We start from the raw sequence: 16321 nt of genomic DNA on the forward strand, positions 1-16321 counted from the left end.
AGGCTCCCAACGGCGCCGCCAACGTCGCCGCGGGCATGGCTGCCGCCGACGCCTTCTCCGAGCGCCCTGTTTCGTCGGTGCCCGTCGGCGACCTCTCCCCGGTCGGCTTTGCCGACGCCGGGCTCGACGTGATCCCCTCGAGCTACGACTACGCCGACGCGGCACCCATGCCCGTGGCGTCCTCGACCTCCTCGACCCCCATGCCGGTGGCCGCGGCGCCCCTGGTCGACCCCTTGGCGGCGCACGCCGCCATCCCCGTGCCCATGACCCAGCGCCGTCCCGCCGCGAGCCCGCTCGTCGACCTGCGCCGCGGCGTGGGCAACGCGGCGGCCGCCAACGTCGCCGCGGGCGTCGCTGCCGGCTCCAGCGCCGGCGTCGCGGCCAGCGTTGCCGCCCAGGCGGGCGCCGCCGCGGAGGTCGCCGCCGCTGCAAGCGACCCCTTCTCCAACCCCGACCCCTACGGCGTGGGCCTCGGCGGGCCCCGGATACCTGCCGCCCCCGCGGCAACCTGCCTGCTCATCGATCGCCAGACCGGCCGCACCTTCACCGGAAGCGCCCCCTCGACCATCATCGGCCGAGAGCGCAGCCAGGCCGGCATCGTCCTGCGCGACCCCAACGTGAGCCGCCGCCACGCCGAGCTCCGCTACGACGGGCGCGACTGGCACATCGTCGACCTGCGCTCCACCAACGGCACGCTGGTCAACGACGTCGACGTCGACGAGTGCGTCCTGCGCGACGGCGACCTGCTCACGCTGGGCCTCGTGAACCTCGAGTTCAGGGAGACCAACCGATGATCGATCTCGTCCTCTTTATAGGGCGCGTCGTCCTCGTCATCGTCCTGTACCTCTTTCTCTTCGCCGTCATGCGCACCGGCGTGGGCCTCGTCCGCGGCCAGCGCCGCGATGCCGCGATCTGGTCGGTCGACGTCGAGAAGGGCACCCGCAACCTGCGCGGGCTCCACGTGGACATCCTCGGCCCCGTGATCGTGGGCCGCTCCCCCAGCTCCGACATCGTGGTCGACGAGCCCTACGTCTCGTCGTCTCACGCCCGCTTCACCCTGCAGGGCCCCGCCCTCGTCCTCGAGGACCTGGGCTCGACCAACGGCACCCTCGTCAACGGCCACCCCATCACCCAGGCGGTGACGCTGCGCGACGCCGATGAGGTGCAGGTCGGCGACACCATCATGAGGGTGAGCCGCGGATGAGCTTGGACGAGCTGAACAACACCGCAGCCCAAGAGCCCGCCAACGCGCCCGGCCGCGCCGAGATGCCCGTCGAGGGCCGCGCCGGCGCGGACGCCGTGCAGGGCACGAGCGCGTCCCTCAGCTGGGGCGCGCGTTCCGACGTGGGTCTCGTGCGCGGCCACAACGAGGACTCCTTCCTCATCCAGGCGCCCCTCTTTGCCGTGTGCGACGGCATGGGCGGGCATGCCGCGGGCGGGGTCGCGAGCGCCATCGCCGTGAGAACCATTGCCGAGAAGGCGCCCGCCGGCGCCGACGACGTGCTCCTCGGGGCCGCCGTCGAGGCCGCGAACACAGCCGTCATCCAGGGCGCCGAGGACGGCGTGGGCAAGCCCGGCATGGGCTGCACCGCCTCCTGCTGCCTTCTGGAGGAGGGCAAGATGTCCGTCGCCCACGTGGGCGATTCCCGCATCTACCTGCTGCGCCGCGGCACCATCGTCCGCGTGACGCACGACCACTCCTATGTCGAGGAGCTCGTGGACTCCGGCCAGATCACGGCCGACGAGGCCCGCACGCACCCCTCGCGCTCCATCATCACCCGCGCCCTCGGCTCGGACCCTGACATGTACGCCGACCACTTCTCACTCGAGGTGAGCAACGGCGACCGCGTCATCCTGTGCTCCGACGGGCTCTCGTCCATGATCCCCGACAGCGAGATCGAGGCACTCGCCGTCTCGAGCGCGACGCCGCAGCAGGCCGCTGACAACCTCGTCGCCGCCGCGCTCACCGCCGGCGGCCTGGACAACGTGACGGTCGTCGTGGTCGACGTCGTCGACGACGGCTCCGCCGAGAAGAACCGCCGCCGGCTCGCCAAGCGTGCCGGCTTCGTGGGCGCGCTGCTCGTCGCCCTTCTCGTCGTCACCACGGCGGTCTGCCTCGCCTTCGTCCGCGGGGAGTGGTACCTCTCGGTCAACGACGGCACCGTCGGGATCTACCGCGGCGTGAACGCGAGCGTCCTCGGCATCCCGCTCGGCAGCCTCGTCGAGACGAGCGCGATCTCCGTCAACGACCTCCCGGCCTCCGTCCAGGACCAGCTCGAGCAGGGCATCCGCGTGACGAGCGAGCAGGCGGGCCGCGATACCCTCGACGCCTACCGCGCCCAGATCGACGCGAACAAGACCGCCGCGGCCAACGTGGCCGACGAGGCGAAGTCCGAGGGCAACCCCGGCGCGCCGGTCGACGGCAGCGCCTCCCCTTCCGCGACTCAGAACGGGGGCGAATAGCATGCGCCGCAGGCATAGGACCATGACGCGCGGGGAGGCGGGCAACCGCTTCGCCGCCCAGGTCATCGAAGAGGGCCGCGGCTTCCAGCGCCGCCACACCGAGCTGTTCCTGCTCGGGCTCGCGGCCATCCCCGTGCTTCTCCTCTACTCCATGTACGTGCTCACGACGGGCAACCAGCTCGGGCTCGAGAACCTCGGAGTGCCGCTGGGGCTTCTCGGCGCCTTCGCGTGCGCCCATATGGCCATCCGCCGGCTCGCCCCGGCGGCCGACCCCGCCATCCTGCCCATCGTGTTCCTGCTCTCGGGCATCGGCATAACCTACCTCACGCGCCTGGCCCCCGAGCTGGCCGTCAACCAGGTCATCTGGCTGTTCATCTCGGTCGCCGCGATGGTGGCGGTGCTCGCCTTCGCCCGGAACTTCGAGGAGCTCGCGCGCTATAAGTACACCCTCGGCCTCGTGGGCGTGCTGCTGCTCCTTTTGCCGATGTTCATCGGCACCGAGAAGGGCGGCTCCAAGCTCTGGGTCTACATCGGCGGCTTCGGCTTCCAGCCCGGCGAGTTCGCGAAGATCCTCATCGTGCTGTTCCTGGCCTTCTACCTGGCCTCCAACCGAGAAGCGCTCTCGATCTCCATGCGCCGCGTCGGCCCCTTCACGCTGCCGCGCATGCGCATGCTGCTCCCGCTGCTGGTCACCTGGGGCATCAGCCTGCTGCTCGTCGTGTTCGAGCGCGATCTCGGCAGCGCGCTTCTGTTCTTCGTCTTCTTCGTCGTCATGCTCTACGTGTCCACGGGCCGCGTGAGCTACGTCGCGGTCTCCCTCGTCCTGCTCGCCGTGGGCGGCGTCTTCTGCTACCACGTGTTCGGGCACGTGCGCACCCGCGTGAACATCTGGCTCGACCCCTGGTCCGACGCGCAGGGCGGCGGCTACCAGATCGTGCAGTCGCTGTTCTCCATCGCCGACGGCGGGCTCGTTGGCTCGGGCATCGGCAAGGGCCTGCCCACCTTGATCCCCGTCGTCGAGTCCGACTTCATCTTCAGCGCCATCGCCGAGGAGAGCGGCCTTCTGGGCGCCTCGGCGGTCCTCATCCTTTACCTGCTGCTCTGCGTCCGTGGCTTCGCGACCGCGGCGCGCGCCAAGTCCGACTCCGCGGCCTTCGCGGCCGTGGGCCTCACGAGCGCGCTCGCCTTCCAGGCCTTCCTCATCGTCGGCGGCGTGACCAAGCTCTTGCCGCTGACCGGCGTGACCCTGCCCTTCATGAGCCAGGGCGGCACTTCCCTGCTGGCGAGCTTCATCGTGGTCGGCCTCTTGCTGCGCGCCGGCGACGACGCCACGGGCCACGGCGAGGAGCTCGCCTCCGCCCAGGCGACGGGCAGCGCGCTTCTGGGCACCCAGAGCAACGAGAAGCTCGTGGGCGCCGCCGGCGAGGCCGTACGCGGCGTCGTGCACGGCAGCCACGCACGCGGCAGCTTCAAGGTGCAGTCCGCCGAGTCCGGCGTCCTCGGCCGCGTGGCCCTGGGCAAGCGCCTGACCGCGCTGGTCAGCGTGTTCTCTCTCCTCTTTGCCGCGCTCATCGCCAACCTCACCTACCTGCAGCAGGTCGACGCGCAGAACATCCAGTCGATGTCCAACAACAACCACACCATCGCGAAGACCGCCTACGTCCAGCGCGGCGCCATTGTAACCTCCGACGGCGTCACTCTTGCCGAGAGCATCCAGCAGGCAGACGGCACCTACCTGCGCAGCTACCCGCTGGGCTCGCTCGCCTCGCACACCGTGGGCTACATCTCGAACCAGTTCGGAGCCACCGGCGTCGAGTCCACCATGAACGAGACCTTAACCGGGCACGCAGACTACTCCGACTGGCGAAGCGCCCTCTACTCGCTCGCCGGCGTCCAGGTCTCCGGCGCGACGGTGAGCCTCACCCTGAACTCGCAGATCCAGAAGGCCGCCGAGGCGGCGCTCGACGGGTACACGGGCTCCATCGTCGTCCTCAACCCCAAGACCGGCGCCGTCCTGGCCAAGGCCTCCGCCCCCACCTACAGCAACGACCAGCTGAGCGACGTCATGGCGGCCGGCGGCACCCAGATGCTCGACCGTGCGACCCAGGCGCTCTACACGCCGGGATCCACCTTCAAGGCGGTCACGCTTGCGGCGGCCCTTGACTCTGGCCAGGCCCACCTCGACGACCAGATCAACGCGCCCGCGTCCATCGAGATCGGCAACGCCCAGGTCACGAACTTCCGCAACAACGACTACGGCACCATAAGCCTCAAGGACGCCCTCGCGGTCTCCTCCAACACCGCGCTCGCGCAGGTCGGCCAAAAGCTCGGGGCCGATAAGCTCGTGAGCTACGCCGACGCCTTCGGCTTCGGCCGCGAGCTCGGGCTTGACTTCTCGTGCCGCTCCTCGCTCATGCCCAACCCCTCCGAGATGACGGAGTGGGAGACCGCCTGGGCGGCATGCGGGCAGCCCGTCGGCGAGCACGCGAGCCCCGCGGGCCCGCAGGTGACCGTGATGCAGAACGCCGTGGTCGCCGCGGCCATAGCCAACGGCGGAGTCGCCATGAACCCCTATGTGGTCGACCACGTGCTCTCGCCCGAGGGAGCGACCGTCTCGACCACGAGCCCCAAGTCGCTCGGCCAGGCCGTGGGCGCCGACGCCGCCTCGAAGACCAAAGAGGCCATGCTCGCCTGCGTGGAGCAGGGCTCGGGCATGGGCGCCCAGGTCTCCGGCACGCGCGTCGCGGGCAAGACCGGCACCGCCGAGGTCGGCGGAAACAACGTGAACTCGCTCTTCATCGGCTTCGCGCCGTACGACAACCCGACGCTCGCCGTATCGGTCTGCGTCGAGGGCAACGGCTCGAACGTCGAGGGGCTCGCGGCCTCGCTGGCCGGCAAGGTCATCGCTTCGACCCTCAGCATACAAGCGGCAGGAGCTGGTGCCTGATGGTGATCAAACGACCCGAGGCAACCGGCACGGCGCGGAAGCGACGCGCCACGCCACAGGCGACGAGAGAACGAACCATAAACGCAGCAACAGGAGTTTTTACGCGCGGGAGCATCCGCGAGCGGGATAGGAGAGAAGATGCCAGGTAAGGTTCTCGGCGGGCGTTACGAGGTCCAGGACAGGATCGGCACGGGAGGCATGGCCACGGTGTTCCGCGGCCGCGACTCGGTGCTCGGACGCACCGTCGCCATAAAGACGATGCTGCCGCAGTACGCGGCGGACCCCTCCTTCGCCGCCCGCTTCAAGCAGGAGGCGCAGGCCGCGGCCGCTCTCCAGAGCCCCTACATCGTGAGCGTCTACGACTGGGGCAAGGACGGCGACACCTACTACATCATCATGGAGTACCTGCGCGGCACCGACCTCAAGAGCGGCATCCGCAAGCACGGAGCCCTCGACTGCAAGAAGGTCGCCCAGATCGGCAGCCAGATCGCCCAGGCCCTCAGCGTCGCGCACAAGCACGACATCATCCACCGCGACATCAAGCCGCAGAACATCATGGTGCAGCCCGACGGCAACATCAAGGTGATGGACTTCGGCATCGCGCGCGCAAAGAACAGCCACCTCACCCAGGACAACTCCGTCCTCGGCACCGCCCACTACGTCAGCCCCGAGCAGACGCAGGGCAAGGAGCTCGGCCCCACGACCGACATCTACTCCCTCGGCATCGTCATGTACGAGTCCGCCACAGGCCAGGTTCCCTTCCAGGGCGACGACGCGATCACGGTCGCCCTCAAGCAGGTCAACGAGCAGCCCAAGCCGCCCTCGCAGCTCAACCCCAACGTCGACCCCTCGCTCGAGGCCATCATCCTCAAGTGCATGCAGAAGGACCCGGCCGCGCGCTTCCAGACGGCCGACGAGCTCAACCGCGCGCTTCGCGACTACCTCGCAGGGCGCCTCTCGGCCGTCGCCGGCGCGACCGCCGCGATGACCGCCCCTCTGGGCGCCGCCGTGACCAATAAGCTCGAGCCCGGCCAGGGCGCGACCGCCGTGGGCCCGCGCATCCAGCGCGAGAACCGCTACCGTCCACAGACGGCGACCGAGCAGGCCGCCGAGCAGGAGGCCGAGCGCGAGAAGAAGCACAGCCGCAACAAGAAGATCGGCATCGCCGCTGCGGTGATCGCCGTCATCGCCGCCATCGGCGTCGCGTTCGCGCTCCTCAACTCCGGAACGAAGAATTACCCGATCCCCAACCTGAGCGGCCTCACCAAGGACCAGGCCATCGCGGCGATCGAGAAGGACGGCCACTTCACCTACAAGATCTCCGAGCAGTACGACTCGAACATCCAGGAGGGCTATGTCGTCGACCAGAACCCCAACCAGGGGCGCGAGTTCCCTGAGGGTACCGTGATCAACTTCACGATCTCGAAGGGCCCCGAGCCCGCGGCGACGGTGACGGTCCCCGACCTCACGGGCAAGACCCCCGAGGAGGCCGAGGCAGCGCTCGCTCAGGTCAAGCTCACCGGCAAGAGCGGCAACTCCGAGCCGAGCGACACCATCGAGGTCGGCCACGTCTGCCGCCAGAGCGTCGACGCCGGCAAGACCGCCAAGGCCGGCGACACCATCACGTATTACCTCTCGGCAGGCCCCAACGAAATCGAGGTCCCCAACGTCTCGGGCTACTCCGAGAACAACGCCAAGTCCGCCCTCAAGGACGCGGGCTTCACCGACGTCAAGGTCGTCTACGACAACTCCGACTCCGTGAGCTCCGGCACCGTCGCCCGCACGAACCCCTCGGCCGGTTCCAAGGCCAAGGCCACCGACACCATCACCGTGACGGTGTCCAGTGGCCCCGCGGACAAGCGCGTCGACGTCCCCTACGTCGTCGGCGAGTCCTACAGCGAGGCCAAGTACGACCTCGCGAACGCCGGCTTCAACGTGGCGCTCGCGGACGGCTGCAGCGCGAACGGCACGGTGACCTACCAATCCGTGACCAACAAGGCCGAGAAGGGCACCACGATTACCCTGACCACCAAGACCCAGAGCTCCGGCGGCAATTCGGGCAACAACAGCGGCAGCAGCAACGGCGACTCCGACAACAGCGGCAACGGCAGCAACGCGGGCACCGACACCAACGGAGGCTCCACCACGGGGACCGAGACGGGTCAGTAGCCTTACTGCGGCAAACTATTTGGACGCAAAAAACGGGCGCGGAGCCGGCGAGTCAAACCGGTTCCGCGCCCGTTTTCTGTCAGTAGTTGGCGAGGACGGTTTAGGCGACGTGCTTCTCCGCAAAGGCGAGGACGGCCGAGAAGTACGCATCGGGGTCCGCGAGAGCGGCGCAGCAGTGGCCGGCGCCGGGGACCTTGAGCATCTCGTGCTCGCATGCGGCCGCCTCCGACAGGCGACGGACGCTGTAGGGCGGGACCGCGACGTCATCGGCTCCATGAATGTAGAGGCTCGGCACGCGCGAGCCCTTGGCGGCCTGCTCGGCGCTCGCGTCCGCGAGGTCGAGACCCGAGGCGCCGCCACGGACCACGAGCCGGGCGATGTCGAGCACCGGATGCGGGGAGATCGACCTCCCGTTGACGCCCTTGCCCAGCAGATAGATCGCCTCGTTCCACAGATCGGCGTACGCAGAGTCGCTCACGACGGCCTTGACCTGGGCAGGCAGGTCCTGTTCCGCGGAGGCCTCGACCGCGGCGGCTGCGCCCATCGACTGACCCATGAGCACGATCCGCGCATCGGAATCGCGCTCGGCGATCAACCGGCACCACTCAACGAGGTCGCGCCGCTCGATGTGGCCGTAGCCCATCGCCACGCCGCCGCTCTCGCCCTGCGCGCGCATGTCGACGAGCAGCAGGTTGTACCCCGCCCGCGCGAAGCGGCTCGCCACCACAAGCCCGCTCTTCCACGTCCCGCCGAGGCCGGGGGCATAGACGAGCCACTTGTTCGAGGGCGCCCCGCACAGGAGCTCATGCCCCACAAGTCGGCATCCGTCGGACGCGCGCAAATCGACGGCCTCGAACGAGGCGCGCGCGAACCCGAACCAGCTCTTGGTCGTCTCGAGCTCGCGGGCGCGCTTTTGCGACGCGTCGTCGAGCTCGGCCCGGGTCAGCTCCTTGCTCTCGATCTGCCAGAAGCGATCGGCCTGCTCCCCGAACACGTCGGGCGCGACCTTCGGCGCGAGCGAGACCTCGCCCGAGTCGATCTGCTTGCCGAGCTTCACGCCCTGCACGGCGATGGCGACTGCGGGCACAACGCCGAATACGATGAGGCCAATTCCGACGAGCAGGTGCTCGGGACCGGACACGATGCAGAACACGCCGGCGGCGACGAGGCACGCGACGAAGCCGGCGAGCGAGCCGAACGCGCTGTAGCTGGGCTTCTCGACCGGAAGCACGTCGGCATTGACCACGCGGTCCTCATAGAGCTTCGAGCTCTTCTCCTTCGGCGTCCTGCCAAAGGGCTTACCGATCTTCATCCTATGACCTCCAGTATGTTTTAGCTGCGGTTTATTTGAACCAAGTATAAGGGACGGGCACCCGCGCGAGCAGGCGCCCGTCCCCAAGGGAGGCGATAATTCCCGTGAGCGTTACTCCACGAGCTTGCCGGCCATATACGTCGCCTCGAGGTTCAGCTCGGCATCGAGGACGATGAAGTCGGCGTCTCGCCCGGGCAGGATGGAGCCGCAGGAGCCGGCGATGCCCGCGGAGCGCGCGGGGACCTCGGTGGCCATGCGGAGCGCCTGCTCGGCGGTCACGACCTGCCAGTCATAGACGTTCTTGACGATCTGGGCGAGCGTGGCGATGGAGCCGGCAAGGCTGCTGCCGTCGCGCAGGTAACATGCGCCGTCGCGCATGACGACGGGCAGGCCGCCGCTCATGTACTCGCCCTCGGGCATGCCGCCGGGCCCCAGGCAGTCGGTGATGAGAACCACATGGTCCCAGCCCTTTGCGTTGACCACGGCCTTGATCGCCGCGGGGACCACGTGGTGGCCGTCGCAGATGATCTCGGCGTAGGTCTCGGGCGTCGTCATCGCGCAGCCGACGATGCCGGGCTCGCGGTGGTGCAGGCCGCGCATGCCGTTGTAGGTGTGCACGAAGCAGGTGGCGCCCGCGTTCACCGCGGCCAGGGCCTCGTCGTAGGTCGCGTCGGAGTGCCCGATGCTCGTCACGACGCCCTCGGAGGCGAGCTTGGCGCAGTACTCGGCCGCGCCGTCGCGCTCGGCGGCCAAGGCGCTCTTGCGGATGCGCCCGCCCGCGGCCTCCTGCCACGATGCGAAGTCCTCATAGGAAGGGTCCACGAGGTACGCGGGGTTCTGCGCACCCACGTGCTTCGACGTAAAGAAGGGCCCCTCGAGGTAGATGCCCTGGATATGGGCACCGACGAAGGAGTCGTCGCGTTTCTCGTCGGCGGCGGCGATGGCGGCGCACGCCTCGCGGATGTGCTCGGAGGACTCGGTGAAGGTCGTCGGCAACCAGCTCGTGGTGCCGCGACGGGCGAGCTCCGCGCTCGAGGCGTTGATGCCGTCGGCGTCGCAGTCCGTCGTCGCGTGGTTATAGAAGCCGTGGATGTGCGTGTCCACGAGGCCGGGCGCGATCCAGTTGCCCGACTCGTCGACCACCGGCAGGTCCTCGGGGACCTCGGCCGACCACATCCCGAACTTCCCGTCCTCGATGGTCAGGTACCCGCCGGCCATGACGGCGCCGGGAAGAAGGAACTTCGAGGCCTTGATGGCGTACTTGCTCATCACGCGCTCCTTAGGCAGTAAACGGGTGAATGGTCACGCCCTTGACGACGCGGTTGACGGTGCCGGTGGGGCTGGGGGTGTCGGGGGTGTTGCCCACGCGCACGGAGTTCAGCAGGCTCACCGTCTGGGCGAACATGATGAACGGGAGCGCGAGGTAGCCCTCGGGCAGCTCGGGGTAGCCCTTGAAGGTGAAGGAGTCGCCCTCGTAGATCTCGCCGCAGTCCTGCTGCACGGCGATGGTGCGCGCGGCGATGCCGTCGCCGCCGATCTCGCGCAGGATGTCGAGGTCGTACTGACGGGTGTACTCGTCGTTGTTGACGTAGACGAAGACAAGGGTCTTGTCGTCGACGAAGGACTTCGGCCCGTGACGGTAGCCCATCGAGGTGTCGAAGGAGGTGGCGACGAGGCCGTGGGCGAGCTCGAGGATCTTGAGCTGGGACTCCTGGGCAAGCCCGCCGAAAGAGCCCGAGCCGAGGTAGGTCACGCGGTTGAAGTCGCCCGCGAGGTAGTCGGCGGCTTCCTGCTCGCGCTCGACGACCTCCTCGCCCATCTTCGCGATCTGCTCGACCCAAGCAGCCTTCTGCTCGAGGCTGGACTCGTCGAAGATCAGGGTCGAGATGAGCGTCATGCAGCTGTAGCTGCCGGTCATCGCGAAGCCCTTGTCGTTGGCGCGCGGGATCAGGATGGTGTAGGAGTCGGGGTCGTTCTCGGCCTCGACGGCGAGGGTGCCCTCAGGCGCGCAGGTGATGTTGAGGAACTTGACGTTCTTCACGAACTTGCGGGCGATCTGCACGGCGGCAAGGGACTCGGGGCTGTTGCCGGAGCGGGCGAACGACACCAGGACCGTGGGCTCCTCGGGGTCGAGGAAATCGCGCGGCGCGCTCACGATGTCGGTCGAGGCGACGGGCTTGAAGTCATAGAGGGCTGTGTTGCCGGCGTGGCGCAGGTAGGGGGCGCAGGTGTCGCCGACGTAGTCGGAGGTGCCGGCGCCGGTGAAGACGATGGAAAGACGCCCCTCGCCCATCGCGCGGGCCTCGGCGAGGAACTTCTCGACTCCCCCGAGGTTCTTCTTGTAGATGTTGAACGCATCGCGCCAGAGCTCGGGCTGCTGGGCGATCTCGGCGGTGGTGATCTGGGCACCCATCTTGGTGAGCTCCGCCACATCGAACTTGAACATACGTGCAACTCCTTCCTGCCGGCCCGCGGGCACGGCATCGCCAAACGCTAATTGCGTGTGTGGACGATCTTGTACTCGAACATATCGGCGCGCGCGACTGATCGCGTGTACTCGATGACGATGTTTTTGCTGTTGTAGGTCGTGCGCACCAGGTGCAGCACCGGCGCGCCCCCCTCGATCTGCAGGAGCTTGGCCTCGTCGGCGCGGGCCGCGCGGGCGCCGAAGGCCTCCTCCGCGGTCTTGATCTTTATCCGGTAGTCCTGCTCGACGATCTCGTAGAGCGGCTTTGACTCGACCATCTTTTGCGTGAGCCCGGCAAAGAGGCGCGCAGGCATGTAGGTGCGCTCAAGCATCATGGGGACGTCGTCGGCCCAGCGCAGGCGCCTCATGCGGTAGACCCCCTCCCCCAGGTGGAGGTCCATGTGCTCGGCGACGAACCGCGACGCCTCGCGCATCTCGAAGTCGACGACCTCCGTGCGCGGAACGCGGCCGAGCGAGCGCATCTGGTCGGTGAAGCTGTAGGCGCCCATGAGGTCGGTCGTGTCGCGCGAGACGCTCGAGACGAACGTGCCCTTCCCGTGCCTGCGCGTGACGAGCCCGAGCTCCTCGAGCTCGGACATGGCCAAGCGAACCGTCGTGCGCGAGAGCCCGTAGGTCTCGGCGAGGTCGCGCTCGGAGGGCAGCGCGTCGCCGGGCTGCATCTCGTTCTGGATTTTTTCGCTCAAGAGGTCAACCAGCTGGTCGTACAGTGGTTGCTTGCGTGCCGCCGCGGCCACGGCGCCCCCCCTTCACTCGGTCTCGTTCGGATATACCCAGGCCATGCCCCGCGGACGCCGCCGAGGCGGACGCCGTGGAACCTGGCCCAACCATACCGCAAATTGGTACCTACCACTTACTCGAAAAAGAGAGGCGCGCGGGGACGTTCCCGCGCGCCTCCCCATCGGAAGGCTACTCGCTACGCCCAGATTCCAAAGAATCCGCCAACGATGCCGAGGACGAGCATAAGGACGATGCCCTTCATCGGGGTGAAGTTGTGCTTGGCGAAGAGGTAGTAGAGGAGCATGACCAGCGCGAGCGGGATGAGCTTCGGGCAGATCGAGTCGAGGATGGAGGCGAAGTCGACCGTGACGGGGGTCTCCACCATCTCCATGTAGGTGACCTCGCTCATGCCGTTGCCGAGATCGGTGGCACCGGCGGTGATCTTGGCGCCGGAGGCGTCGACGGTGGTCAGGGCCTCGCCGTCAGCGTCGACCATACCAGCGGTGGTGGTGCCGTCGTCGCTCTTGGAGATGACCTCGAACTTCGAGACCTCGTCGTTGGAGACGGTGGCGGTGTGGGCCACATAGGACTCGGAGGAGCCGTTCGGGATTGTCAGCGCGATCTGGGTGCCGCCCATGGTGACGGTCAGGCAGCCGACGACGAAGACGCCGAGGATGGAGGCCGCGCGGGTGAACGCCTTCATGTTGTCCATGAGGGCGTCGATGGCCTGGGTGCCCATCTTGTAGGACCAGTTCATCAGGCCGAAGCGGATGGCGAACTGGATAATGTTGAAGATGAGCAGGAAGACGATCGGGCCGGCGATGTTACCGGCGATGGCCATCTGGGAGGTGATGCCCGCGAGGATCGGCACGAGGGTCATCCAGAAGAGGGCGTCGCCGATGCCGCCGAGCGGGCCCATGAGGGAGACGCGGACGGCGCGGATGGTCGGGATGTCGGCCTTCTTCTGCTCCAGGGACAGGCAGATGCCCATGGCGAAGGTGACCAGGAACGGGTGGATGTTGAAGAACTCCATGTTGTGGGTCATGGAAGCCGCAAGGTCGTCCTTGTCGGTGTGGATCTTCTCGAGGCCCGGGAGGATGCCGTACAGCCAGCCGGCCGCCTGCATGCGCTCGTAGTTGAAGGACGCCTGCAGGAAGCAGGAGCGCCAAGCCATCTTGTTAAGGGTCTTCTGATCGAGATCAGGAGCAGGCGTGAGGTTCTTGTAGGTAGTGACATTAGATGCCATCCTCCTCACCTCCGTCCGTGGTAGCAACGGCACCCTTCAGCTCGGTCTGCTGCTGGAAGTCCCAGAAAGCGATGCCGAAGCCGATGAAGGCCAGAATGAGCAGTGCGGGGGTGGCCAGCGCCGGGATGTTGGCGACGACCAGGGCAAGGCCGAAGCCCATGAAGTAGAAGCCCCACATATCGCGGGTCATCATGAACTTGAGCAGGATGGCGAAGCCGACGAAGCGCATCATGCCACCGGCGGCAGACAGGCCCGCGGACAGCCACTTGGGGATCGCGTCGACAACGGCCTGGCCCATGGTGGCGCCACCGATGAAGAACAGGGTGACGACGACGCCGAAGATGAGGCCGAGCAGGCACATAGCGAGGTAGTTGATGTGCTCGATGCCCTTGGGGTTGGCCTCAGCCGCGTACTGGTCGCACTTGGACATAAGCGGGGACATGATGGTGAAGATGAGCGTCACGCCGTACTGGCCCAGGAGCGAGAACGGGATGGCCATCGCGACGGCCGCGTTCGGGTCCAGATCCAGAGAGATCGCGAGCGTCGCAGCCATGATGCCGCCGACGACGGCGTTGGGGGGCTGGGCACCTCCGATCGGCATGTTACCGATGGTCATCAGCTGGTAGGTGCCGCCGACGATGAGGCCGGTCTGGACATCGCCCAGGATGAGGCCGATCACCATGCCAGTGACGATCGGCTGATACAGAGACTCGAGGAAGCTGAACTGGTCGATAGCCGCGATGAACGTGACGATGAAGACCAGGGCCACCTGAATGACTGAGTATTCCATCTTTGCTCCTCCTTTCCTTTTTGTCTTCCCCCTCCCCGGGGGACCAATTGACTATGTTCCTGCGCCGAGCGGCGCCTAGAACCGAGCTTAGGGACGCGCGGTGCTCTTACGAGAAGAGTTTGTCGGTGTTCTCGACGGGCGTGGACGGGACACGCTGAATGGAGAGCTCGACGCCGTGCTCCTGGAGCTTCTTGAACGCGGCGACGTCTGCGTCGTCGACGGCGACGGAGGTCGCGACCTGGCGCTTGCCGTCGGCCATGTGCATGTTGCCGATGTTGAGCTTCTTGATGGGCACGCCGCCCTCGACGAGGCGAAGGGCGTCCTCGGGGTTCTCGACGACGATGAAGATGTGCTGGCGCGGCGCGGCCTTGAAGATCACGTCGATCGTCTTCTGGATCGAGAAGTAACGGGTGGCGACGCCCTGGGGGGCGGCCATGTTCATGAGGTTCTGGCGCATCTTGTTGCCGGCGACCTCGTCGTTGGCGACGAGGATGAGGTTCGCGCCGACGGTGGAGGTCCACTGGGTTGCGACCTGGCCGTGGATGAGGCGGTTGTCGATGCGGACGAGGACGATGTTGGGCTCTGCCATGATGGCTTCCTCTCTACTTGCTCCCGCGGGAGCGCTCAGTACCTGCTTGCGGCGACGTTGCTACTTGTCCAGGATCTCTTGGACGGCGTAGCGAGAAACCTCGATGACGGCCCCGGACTTGACCTCGATGTCGCAGGTCTCCTTGCCGACGCGGACGAGCTTGCCGATGAGGCCGCTCGCGAAGGCGACCTTCTTTCCGGGGGCGAGCTCGGTGTGGACGTCCTTGTAGTAGTCCTTCTGCTTGCTCATGCGGCGGTAGTTGACGATCGAGAAGATCACGCCGATGACGGCGAGGAACACAAGGAAGACGATGGAGGACGCGAGGATGTTCTCCATGAAGTTCGCGGGCATTACAGACCATCCTCCTCACCGAACGGGTCGTCGTCGGAGTCGTCGGCGACCTCGAGCTTCTTGTGGTCGACGCCCATCTTTCCGGCGGCGAGGGCGCACTCGACAAGCTCGTCGACGGTGGAGTCGGGCATGCGGGTCGAGAGGGTCTCGAGGAGCATGGGCAGGTTGGTGCCGGTGACGACCTCGACGCCGGGGGTGGCGGCCGCGGCCATCATGGCCTGGTTGAAGGGCGTGCCGCCCATGAGGTCGCAGAAAACGATGACGCCGTCGCAGGTGGCGGACATCTCGGAGATCGCCGCGGCAAGCTTGTCGCCGAAGGTGGCCGCCTCGTCCTCGTGGAACGACACGGACCGGAAGGACTCCTGCGGGCCGCCCACCATCTCGAGCGCGCCGCCGACGCCCTCGGCGAAGGTTCCGTGTCCAGTGAGGATGCAACCGACCATGTGTGCTTCTCCTTAAATGTCGGGCCCTTCCCGAGCCTGCGTCCGCTTGCTGAGAAGAACCCTACGAGTCTTGAATTTCGTATTAATGCCGCGTTTATTGCTCTATGCTGCCGTCCGGTTAACTGGTTGTAACCATCGGCGAGTAAGGCCACTATAGCTGGATTTGCTACAGGTTTCCTTCACACCTTCCACAAACGGCAAAAATGACCGCTGACCGATGCATTTACTACCGTTCACGGTGTTTTGTGCCTTTTACCTGCATGTTCTCATTGTGTTACACATAAAAACATGTGCTGTTTATCTCAAGATAGCTAAGTAGATTACTTTCTTTTACTTTGCATTTGATGAAGATGAGCCCTGCTTTTGTGGTCCTAATGGTTGATACCAATTCGGCCTCAACCTATCCAATCAGGGGTTCTTCAAAAGCTGGAATCCATCTCACATGGGTGCACGAGGTCGTCTGAACAACGAGTCCGCCGCTTCGTTTCTAGCCAAACGAAAGATATCGAAAGCGGGCAAGAAAAAACGCCGTCCCGAACGTTTTTCGCGCACGGGACGGCGGTAAGCGGGCATCGAGAGAGGAAGCAGGCTGACGGCGGGGGCCGGCTGGCGCGGCGGGGCAGGCAAAGCCATGCTCGCCTACGCGAGCAGCAGCTCGCAGGAGGTCTCCTCCAGGTCGGCGGCGACCTTGCCGTCCGGGTCCTTCTCCATGACCACCGCGTCGGCGGCGTCGAGCCTGCCAAACCACATGAGGCCGCGCGCCCCCACCTTGCTGGAGTCCATGAGCACGTAGGTGGCGTGCGCAC

14 protein-coding genes are annotated in these 16321 nt (G+C 66.6%); 5 read left to right on the forward strand and 9 right to left on the reverse strand.

Annotation, left to right across the window (positions count from 1 at the left end):
- The 5 genes from ACT84W_RS00625 to pknB all read left to right on the forward strand — a co-directional run.
- Nucleotides 1-794: FHA domain-containing protein (locus ACT84W_RS00625; protein ID WP_444327871.1), on the forward strand; the 794-nt coding region annotated here is incomplete at its 5' end.
- On the forward strand, nt 791-1204 hold the full coding sequence (locus ACT84W_RS00630; protein ID WP_417575279.1) for an FHA domain-containing protein: 414 nt from the start codon (nt 791-793) through the stop codon (nt 1202-1204). The genes ACT84W_RS00625 and ACT84W_RS00630, both read left to right, overlap by 4 nt.
- Nucleotides 1201-2463 carry a Stp1/IreP family PP2C-type Ser/Thr phosphatase gene (locus tag ACT84W_RS00635; protein ID WP_444327872.1) on the forward strand — a complete coding sequence of 421 codons (1263 nt, stop codon included), beginning with the start codon at nt 1201-1203 and terminating at the stop codon, nt 2461-2463. Before ACT84W_RS00630 ends, ACT84W_RS00635 begins: the two co-directional genes overlap by 4 nt.
- 22 nt (nt 2464-2485) lie before the next feature.
- Entirely contained in the window at nt 2486-5410 is a 2925-nt protein-coding gene (locus ACT84W_RS00640; RefSeq protein ID WP_444327873.1) for an FtsW/RodA/SpoVE family cell cycle protein, read from the forward strand.
- 138 nt (nt 5411-5548) lie between these two features.
- A complete protein-coding gene (gene pknB / locus ACT84W_RS00645) occupies nt 5549-7579 on the forward strand; it encodes a Stk1 family PASTA domain-containing Ser/Thr kinase (RefSeq protein WP_444327874.1) in 2031 nt (676 codons plus the stop codon).
- Nucleotides 7580-7679: 100 nt separating this feature from the next.
- On the opposite strand, the gene ACT84W_RS00650 is transcribed toward pknB, so the two are convergent.
- The 9 genes from ACT84W_RS00650 to ACT84W_RS00690 all read right to left on the reverse strand — a co-directional run bounded on the left by ACT84W_RS00650 (nt 7680) and on the right by ACT84W_RS00690 (nt 15515).
- Complete coding sequence (locus ACT84W_RS00650; RefSeq protein WP_432290581.1) at nt 7680-8891, reverse strand: alpha/beta hydrolase; 1212 nt, start codon at nt 8889-8891, stop codon at nt 7680-7682.
- A gap of 111 nt (nt 8892-9002) precedes the next feature.
- The gene (gene nagA / locus ACT84W_RS00655; protein WP_417575274.1) at nt 9003-10160 is read right to left on the reverse strand and encodes an N-acetylglucosamine-6-phosphate deacetylase; all 1158 of its coding nucleotides are present in this window, start codon (nt 10158-10160) and stop codon (nt 9003-9005) included.
- A gap of 10 nt (nt 10161-10170) precedes the next feature.
- Nucleotides 10171-11337 (reverse strand): SIS domain-containing protein, encoded by a 1167-nt coding sequence (locus tag ACT84W_RS00660; RefSeq protein WP_444327875.1) that lies wholly within the window; start codon nt 11335-11337, stop codon nt 10171-10173.
- 47 nt (nt 11338-11384) lie between these two features.
- Nucleotides 11385-12113 (reverse strand): GntR family transcriptional regulator, encoded by a 729-nt coding sequence (locus ACT84W_RS00665; RefSeq protein ID WP_444327876.1) that lies wholly within the window; start codon nt 12111-12113, stop codon nt 11385-11387.
- Nucleotides 12114-12292: 179 nt separating this feature from the next.
- Nucleotides 12293-13342 (reverse strand): PTS system mannose/fructose/sorbose family transporter subunit IID, encoded by a 1050-nt coding sequence (locus ACT84W_RS00670; RefSeq protein WP_444327877.1) that lies wholly within the window; start codon nt 13340-13342, stop codon nt 12293-12295.
- Entirely contained in the window at nt 13332-14132 is an 801-nt protein-coding gene (locus ACT84W_RS00675; RefSeq protein ID WP_432290585.1) for a PTS mannose/fructose/sorbose/N-acetylgalactosamine transporter subunit IIC, read from the reverse strand. The genes ACT84W_RS00670 and ACT84W_RS00675 overlap by 11 nt, the downstream gene beginning before the upstream one ends.
- A 106-nt stretch (nt 14133-14238) precedes the next feature.
- Nucleotides 14239-14721 (reverse strand): PTS N-acetylgalactosamine transporter subunit IIB, encoded by a 483-nt coding sequence (agaV, locus tag ACT84W_RS00680; protein ID WP_417575269.1) that lies wholly within the window; start codon nt 14719-14721, stop codon nt 14239-14241.
- Between the two features lie 60 nt (nt 14722-14781).
- Entirely contained in the window at nt 14782-15072 is a 291-nt protein-coding gene (gene yajC / locus ACT84W_RS00685) for a preprotein translocase subunit YajC (RefSeq protein ID WP_417575268.1), read from the reverse strand.
- On the reverse strand, nt 15072-15515 hold the full coding sequence (locus ACT84W_RS00690; RefSeq protein ID WP_417575267.1) for a PTS sugar transporter subunit IIA: 444 nt from the start codon (nt 15513-15515) through the stop codon (nt 15072-15074). The genes yajC and ACT84W_RS00690 overlap by 1 nt, the downstream gene beginning before the upstream one ends.
- Nucleotides 15516-16321 lie beyond the last annotated feature (806 nt).

The sequence above is a fragment of the Paratractidigestivibacter sp. genome, assembly GCF_052362415.1.
Classification (GTDB): domain Bacteria; phylum Actinomycetota; class Coriobacteriia; order Coriobacteriales; family Atopobiaceae; genus Paratractidigestivibacter.